The sequence below is a fragment of the Verminephrobacter aporrectodeae subsp. tuberculatae At4 genome (genome assembly GCF_000193225.1).
Classification (GTDB): Bacteria; Pseudomonadota; Gammaproteobacteria; order Burkholderiales; family Burkholderiaceae_C; genus Acidovorax; species Acidovorax aporrectodeae.
In genome coordinates this window covers 1-5,833 of sequence record NZ_AFAL01000968.1, presented here as the reverse complement: position 1 = coordinate 5,833, position 5,833 = coordinate 1, and the positions used below count along the sequence as shown (strand labels likewise).

Sequence of the window (5,833 nt, the reverse complement as noted above, 5' to 3'; positions counted from 1 at the left end):
CATCACAAATAACTATTTTATTGATTATTTATTTTAGTTTGCGTAAGTCCTATTATGGATAAATCCTAATTGTCAATCAATGATGACAAATGCAATTCGTTCGAAAAAATTTCCTGTCCAAGTGCACAAATCTTGTCTTTGTTCACTCGCCCGGAAGCCGCACTGATGGTCAGCAGATCGCGCAGGCGTCCTGCTTTTTGTGAAATTTCCAATGCCAGCGTGTGCGCCTTTTCACTATCCTTTCGCAGCTGAAGAAATTGAGCAAAACACAGCCGTGAACCGTAAATCAGCGCGAAAACATTGGCGAGTCGCGTGAGACGGGTATCCGCGTCGGTCAGCGCTTCGAGATCACCAAGTACTTTAAAAGAATCCGAGCGCGTCTTGCGGCTTTCGGTAAATAGCGAGTTGAATCGATCCACATCGACGTTGTGCGGCACCTCGATCTGCTGGAAAGACCGGAAGCATCGATCGATGCCGCCGTCGTAAATGGTCTTCAGGAACGAACTCGGGAATTCGCAATGCATCAGTACGCCGGATGCCTGGTCGTCGATGGCGGCCCAGATGTCCGTATCGGCGTCGTATTTCTTCAACGTGTTGAAATAAAGAACACTCGATTTTCCAAAATATTCCGGCCGATGGGGAATATATAACAGATTGCAGGACATCAGAACGAAACTATCCCGTTCGATATACTCAAGCAACTGAGGCTTGGCCTCCTGGAAAGTGTCGCACTTCGTTTCCGTACGCACGATGCCGACATGCCGGAAATCTTCGTCGGTTAAACCGTTATATAGAAAATCGAATCGCGGGATATCCTTGACAAAAGAATGTTCCCGGAAAAGATCGGTTTCAACCTGCGCGTTGTAAAACAGAAGATCGACCGGGTAGCCCATGTCTTTCAATACGACAATGCTTTGACGCTGTGCGCAGTTCAAGAAATTCCGGTTATAAACCTGCTTGTCATATTCATAATCGATCATCTGACGTTCCCTTTTTTCTTCGCTGGTGGCGCAGCGTCCGTACCGTGAAAGGACATCGAGGCGCCTTCCGTCCGGAAGGCGCCCCTGTTTAGTTAATAAAACATGCGTTTCGATTAGACGCGCTGCGATAAGCCGTCGTTACTCGCACCTACCCGCGTCAGGCGAAAATCCTGCAACTTTTCGCGGTTCATCCAGTAGTTCGCGAGAATGAGCGCGAAGCAGGTCGTCACGATCAGCACCGGAATCCAGATCGACGGCCAGCCTTTCAGCATCTGCTCCAGCGCAAGCGCAATAGCGGGAACCAGCGGGGTAATAATCGAGGTTTTCGAGGCGCCCAAGGTTTGAACCGAATACTGAAGCGCAAACATCGGAATTACGACCGACACGCAGGCCAGCATCACGAGACGCGGCAGGATCATCGGTTCCGCAGCGGTCGCATTGACAATACCGCCGAGGCCGAGGAAGCCGGTCACGAGCAGCAGCAGGAAAAACCGGTTGCACAGGATTTCCAGCGTGGTGCAATTGGCCTTCGCATACAGTTTGCCGGAGTGAAACACATACACACCCGCCGATGCACCACCGACGGCGGCCATCGCGACGCCAGTCCAGATTTCTTGCGGCGTGTGCGCGAACATCGCCGCGCCGTTCACGAGCCGCAAAACGAACAAACCAACCAGGTTAGCCGCGATCAGGAAAATGCCGAGTGAGCGTAAGCTGAAGCCCTTTGCCTTGCCTGTGATCAGATCGCAAAACAGCACGGCGATTGGCAACGACCCCTGAAAAATCGCACATTCGATCGACGGTTCGATTTTGTAAAGCGCCATGAAGGCGAATAGCCAGCTGAACAGCGTCAAAAAATTGAGGATCAGGATATCGCCAAAAAATTTGCGCGTTAGCCAGAACACATCTTTCCTGATGCGGAACTGGAGAACGACAAACACGCAGAAGGCAAAAAACAGCGAGAAAAAGGTGACCGAATAGGCGCTCAGCCCGGAAAAAGAGAAGGAAATCCATACTGCTGCCAACGCAGTACATAGACAGTACGTAATAATCGATATTGTCGGATAAAGGCGCTGGGTTGTCATACTCGATTCCATTTGAAGGGTGCTTGCCCGATGATGGACGGGCAACCAGAAAGTGCGTGACGCATGCTGTCTTTAGAGACTGACACTGCTGCGCCGGCGTGCGACCGATAGTAAATAGCTTTTCTGGAATTGCGCCGGCGTGATAAGACGGGCTGTCAATACCAGATAACGGCGTTGCAATTGTTCGTCGGCCAGAATATAGCGATAGGTTTCACCCACTGCCCTATCTGTTTTGGCCACGCGCGAGTCGGCAATAATGCCGTCGCAATGTGCCGGGAAAAACTGTTGATGTGACGCAGCATAAGCATCCAGCGCTTCTGTAGGCGACCCGGGTTGAGCCAGTATCGCGTCGGCCAGTAGCCGGGCGGATTTCAGCGCAAAAGAGCAACCGACCCCGCTCATCGGATCGATCGAGATCGACGCGTCGCCCACGAAGGCCATCTGCGCCGTGACGGGCGGGCGCAATTGATTGTCGTATTTCTTATAGCCGTATACACGACCGTCGAGCGTGGCGTTGGAGAAATCCACGTCGGGGAGGTGGGTCTTCATTTGTTCCAGGATGAAGGCGAACATGTCGCCGTCCTGTCCGATCTGCGCCAGTCGTTCATGTTTGACGTAAATCGACAGCAGCGTGCGTCCTTCAATCTGCGGGTAAAGAAAGGCCATTTCATTGCCGTGCAGCGCAAAGATCGATTTGTTGTCGCGCGGCGCGTCGATCCCGGTGCAATAGCAGAAATAGGCTGCGCGATCGTTCGGATGACTTTGTACCGGCGCTCCCAGCAAACGGCCTAACGCCGACGCGCGGCCGTCCGCCGCCACCGCGAAGCGGCAGGTTAAACGGGTGGTGTCGTCGTACGCACTCACGATCTCGGCGCTGAAGCCGTCGGGTGTTTTCTGAAGCGCGCGCACGCTCGAGTTCATCGCCAGCGTGACGCCGCAGGCGAGCGCCTCGCGCCTCAGTTCGGGATCGAAGACGCGCCGTTCGATATTGTGAGCGTAGGCCGTGACCGGGTCGTCGCCATAGCCGCCGTCGGTATCGATCGAGCCGCCCGGCACCAGGAAGGCCGCCTTGGTTCTGACGCTATAGGCAGGTTCGAGCAGCCGGGACAGGCCGAGATCAGCAAAGACCGAGTTCGCCACCGGTTGCACGAAATAAGTACACAGGGACTTGTAGTCCTCAATATCGTTGCACCGGTCGAGGAGAACGACGGACAGACCACCTTTAGCCCATTCCGTTATACATAAGCCATGAAAACCTATACAAATCAACAACTTACAGCTGTTGACCGCCGTGTGAGCGGTTCATGTCGATCCTATACAAATCAAGCACTTACGACACTTCATCGCCAGCGGCATCGGTTGAAAGCGGGCTTGTGTATAACGAAATGCCTTTAGCCAGCAGGATGGCTGTGGCGGTGCCGGCAACGCCTGCGCCGGCAACCAGCACGTCTACGGTAGAGGGAAGAGTCTCGGTCATGGTTGTCTCTTATAAATCGGCAAAGTTGCCGGTATTCCGAAGAGGGGTGGGCGCTCAGCAGCGCCTCATCAGCCGTTCAGCCGCCGATCAGCAACCGCATACGATTTCAGTCCCGGCCTGGGCCTTGACGCCGTCCGTCTGATAGCCGTCGCGTCTCCACCAGTCGAGTCCGCCGATCAGTTCGCGAACCTGAAAGCCGAGCGTGAGCAGCTTGAGCGCGGTCTTGGTCGACGCGTTGCAGCCGATGCCGTCGCAATAGCAGACGTAGATCTTCGACTTGTCGAGCGATTCGGTCGTGTTGAAGCAGAGGGCCTTGTGCCACAGGTTGACCGCACCCGGAATGTGCTCCTGCTGATAGGCCTCGGCCGAGCGGCCATCCACGATGACGATGGGGTCGCCGTTTTTCAACGCGACGTACACGTCCCACGAATCCATTTCAAAAGCCAGCTTGCTTTGGTAATGCACCATTTGTTCGATAGACATGTTTATCTCCTTGAGTGGGTTAGAGCGGTAACGATTCTGTTCAAACCGGTTTGAGCTGAAGCGATCCTGTTTGCGTACAGACAGAAATCATGCGGCAGATCGGCGCAATGCAGATGCTGCACGTTGGTGCGTTTCGCAAACTGCGTGGCTTCGTCAGCGAGGACATCGCAACCGGCGGAAATGAGGTCGATGGGAATGTCCGCCAGCGTGTCGGCGGCCAACGATATCGGATCGAAGCCGCGCGCGGCGAAGTAGGGCGCGACGAGCGCACGAAACCAGCGCATCGCGCTTGCATCGAGCAGGAAGCCCTGGCCGTACGCTTCGTAGGACGCGTGATAGTCGTGCAGCGAAAGGACCGGATAGATCAACACGATCTGACTGACCGTGCCGGGCGGCAACCGGGTCGCCGCGAAAAGCGCCAGCAGCCCGCCGATGCTGTCGCCGGCGAGGACAACCTGACCTTCCTCTTCGACGCATTGGGCAATGCGCACGAGCAGGGCGTCGATGGACTGCTGCGCCGGCGTTTCCGGCAACCTGTCGTAGCTGAGCGCGACGATCTTCATGCCGGTGAGGGCCGCAAGATGCGTCATGAAGGGCTGGAATACGTCGAGGTCATAATAGACCATGCCACCGCCGTGAATATAGACCAGCGTGCGGCCCGAGTCCGTCTTCGGCCGGTAGGTCCGTCGCAGCGGATCGGCAGACGGCGTGACGTCGATCTCGGCGACAGGCGCGCCCGAATAGGCCGCGACCCAGCGCGCGGCACTCGCACGGCCATAGTCGTTCGTTTGCGCGTCTGCGCGCAGCATGATCTTGCGGGCCGTGAGCACGCTCGCGAAATCTCGCGCCAAAGGCACGCGCGGCGTCTCCTCGTGCAGGTTCACCGCGACGTTTCCGTGCGCGTCACACAGCCAGAGTTGCAGCGGGCTGGACGGCGGCGCGACGAATACGCTCGCCTGCAACGGATCGAAAGCAAGATCACTCAGGATCGCCCGAACCTCGTCGGGCGTCGTGCCGCCGGCCACGATCAGTCTATGGCTGGAAACCGCTTCATCGCGCAGCGCCGTCAAGCGCAGCCGGAGGTCCGCGTCATCGGAAAACAGCACCTCGACTTCCGCGCGTTTGCCCACTGGCGCGGATTGCTCGACGCGGTCCACGAGGCGCGCCAGGGTGGCCCCCTGCGCGCTCTGCACGGTCGCCGCAGCGAGCCGCCAGCCCATCGTCATCACGACGCGGGCAAGCGGCGCGAGGTCGGGCGTATCCGCGTCGACCGGTTCAGGCGGCGCAGACAGGCTCACGTGCATGACGATGACGCTTTGCCCCCAAGGCGACCTACCGTGTCAAGAACTGGGCGCAGTACAACACCGGGCTGATTGCCAGAGGAGATATCACGGTGTGGATTGACAAGAGCCTTCTGACGCCCGCACCGGCTGCGAATGTCTCCAGGCGCGGACGCCCGATCCAATTGTCTCGCAGGTCATCAATGTCGCCATCCGTGCGAGCGTGCTCAATCGCATGGCCGTCTTGGCCCGCCCGCAACTCGTGCGCATCACCTGGGTTGGTGTTCTTAGGGAAGTGCATCTTCGAAGGCTGATTTGTACAACAACGCTGATCTATGAACACAGAGATACCTCAAAGTTGTCTGAACATGAGAACCAGTTACATTGAACGGAAATTTGAAAATTTGTGCATCAGGACTTACCCCAATGTATTTACCCAAAAGTTATGGAATATAATGTTACCCCAACTTACATACAGGGATTCCGGCGCCCGCCCATTGCGGCAGCGGCAGCGCCCGCTCCACCAAC

The 5,833-nt window shown here is 56.5% G+C and carries 6 protein-coding genes and 2 pseudogenes; 2 read left to right on the top strand and 6 right to left on the bottom strand.

Annotated features, from left to right (window positions below; all coding sequences use genetic code 11):
* Positions 1-65: 65 nt before the first annotated feature.
* The 6 genes from VTU_RS0123565 to VTU_RS0123545 all read right to left on the bottom strand — a co-directional run bounded on the left by VTU_RS0123565 (position 66) and on the right by VTU_RS0123545 (position 5,329).
* On the bottom strand, positions 66-980 hold the full coding sequence (locus VTU_RS0123565; protein WP_010109987.1) for a hypothetical protein: 915 nt from the start codon (positions 978-980) through the stop codon (positions 66-68).
* Between the two features lie 113 nt (positions 981-1,093).
* The gene (locus tag VTU_RS30115; RefSeq protein ID WP_050809563.1) at positions 1,094-2,065 is read right to left on the bottom strand and encodes a DMT family transporter; all 972 of its coding nucleotides are present in this window, start codon (positions 2,063-2,065) and stop codon (positions 1,094-1,096) included.
* Positions 2,066-2,137: 72 nt separating this feature from the next.
* Complete coding sequence (locus VTU_RS0123555; RefSeq protein ID WP_010109983.1) at positions 2,138-3,205, bottom strand: NAD(P)/FAD-dependent oxidoreductase; 1,068 nt, start codon at positions 3,203-3,205, stop codon at positions 2,138-2,140.
* A gap of 190 nt (positions 3,206-3,395) precedes the next feature.
* A complete protein-coding gene (locus VTU_RS34280) occupies positions 3,396-3,542 on the bottom strand; it encodes a hypothetical protein (RefSeq protein WP_169315441.1) in 147 nt (48 codons plus the stop codon).
* An 87-nt stretch (positions 3,543-3,629) separates the two neighbouring features.
* Complete coding sequence (locus VTU_RS0123550) at positions 3,630-4,025, bottom strand: rhodanese-like domain-containing protein (RefSeq protein WP_029554696.1); 396 nt, start codon at positions 4,023-4,025, stop codon at positions 3,630-3,632.
* Positions 4,026-4,027: 2 nt separating this feature from the next.
* Entirely contained in the window at positions 4,028-5,329 is a 1,302-nt protein-coding gene (locus VTU_RS0123545) for an alpha/beta hydrolase fold domain-containing protein (protein ID WP_010109979.1), read from the bottom strand.
* Positions 5,330-5,346: 17 nt separating this feature from the next.
* On the opposite strand from VTU_RS0123545, the pseudogene VTU_RS35275 reads away from it, so the two are divergent.
* Positions 5,347-5,487: pseudogene (locus VTU_RS35275) on the top strand (IS5/IS1182 family transposase); the annotation flags it as partial.
* Positions 5,463-5,576, top strand: a pseudogene (locus VTU_RS35910) (IS5/IS1182 family transposase); the annotation flags it as partial. The pseudogenes VTU_RS35275 and VTU_RS35910, both read left to right, overlap by 25 nt.
* Between the last annotated feature and the right edge of the window lie 257 nt (positions 5,577-5,833).

Bases quoted from the DNA above. Each gene is read 5' to 3' on its own strand.
- VTU_RS0123565 (WP_010109987.1), bottom strand. From the start codon at position 980: ATGATCGATTATGAATATGACAAGCAGGTTTATAACCGGAATTTCTTG.
- VTU_RS30115 (WP_050809563.1), bottom strand. From the start codon at position 2,065: ATGACAACCCAGCGCCTTTATCCGACAATATCGATTATTACGTACTGT.
- VTU_RS34280 (WP_169315441.1), bottom strand. From the start codon at position 3,542: ATGACCGAGACTCTTCCCTCTACCGTAGACGTGCTGGTTGCCGGCGCA.
- VTU_RS0123550 (WP_029554696.1), bottom strand. From the start codon at position 4,025: ATGTCTATCGAACAAATGGTGCATTACCAAAGCAAGCTGGCTTTTGAA.
- VTU_RS0123545 (WP_010109979.1), bottom strand. From the start codon at position 5,329: ATGCACGTGAGCCTGTCTGCGCCGCCTGAACCGGTCGACGCGGATACG.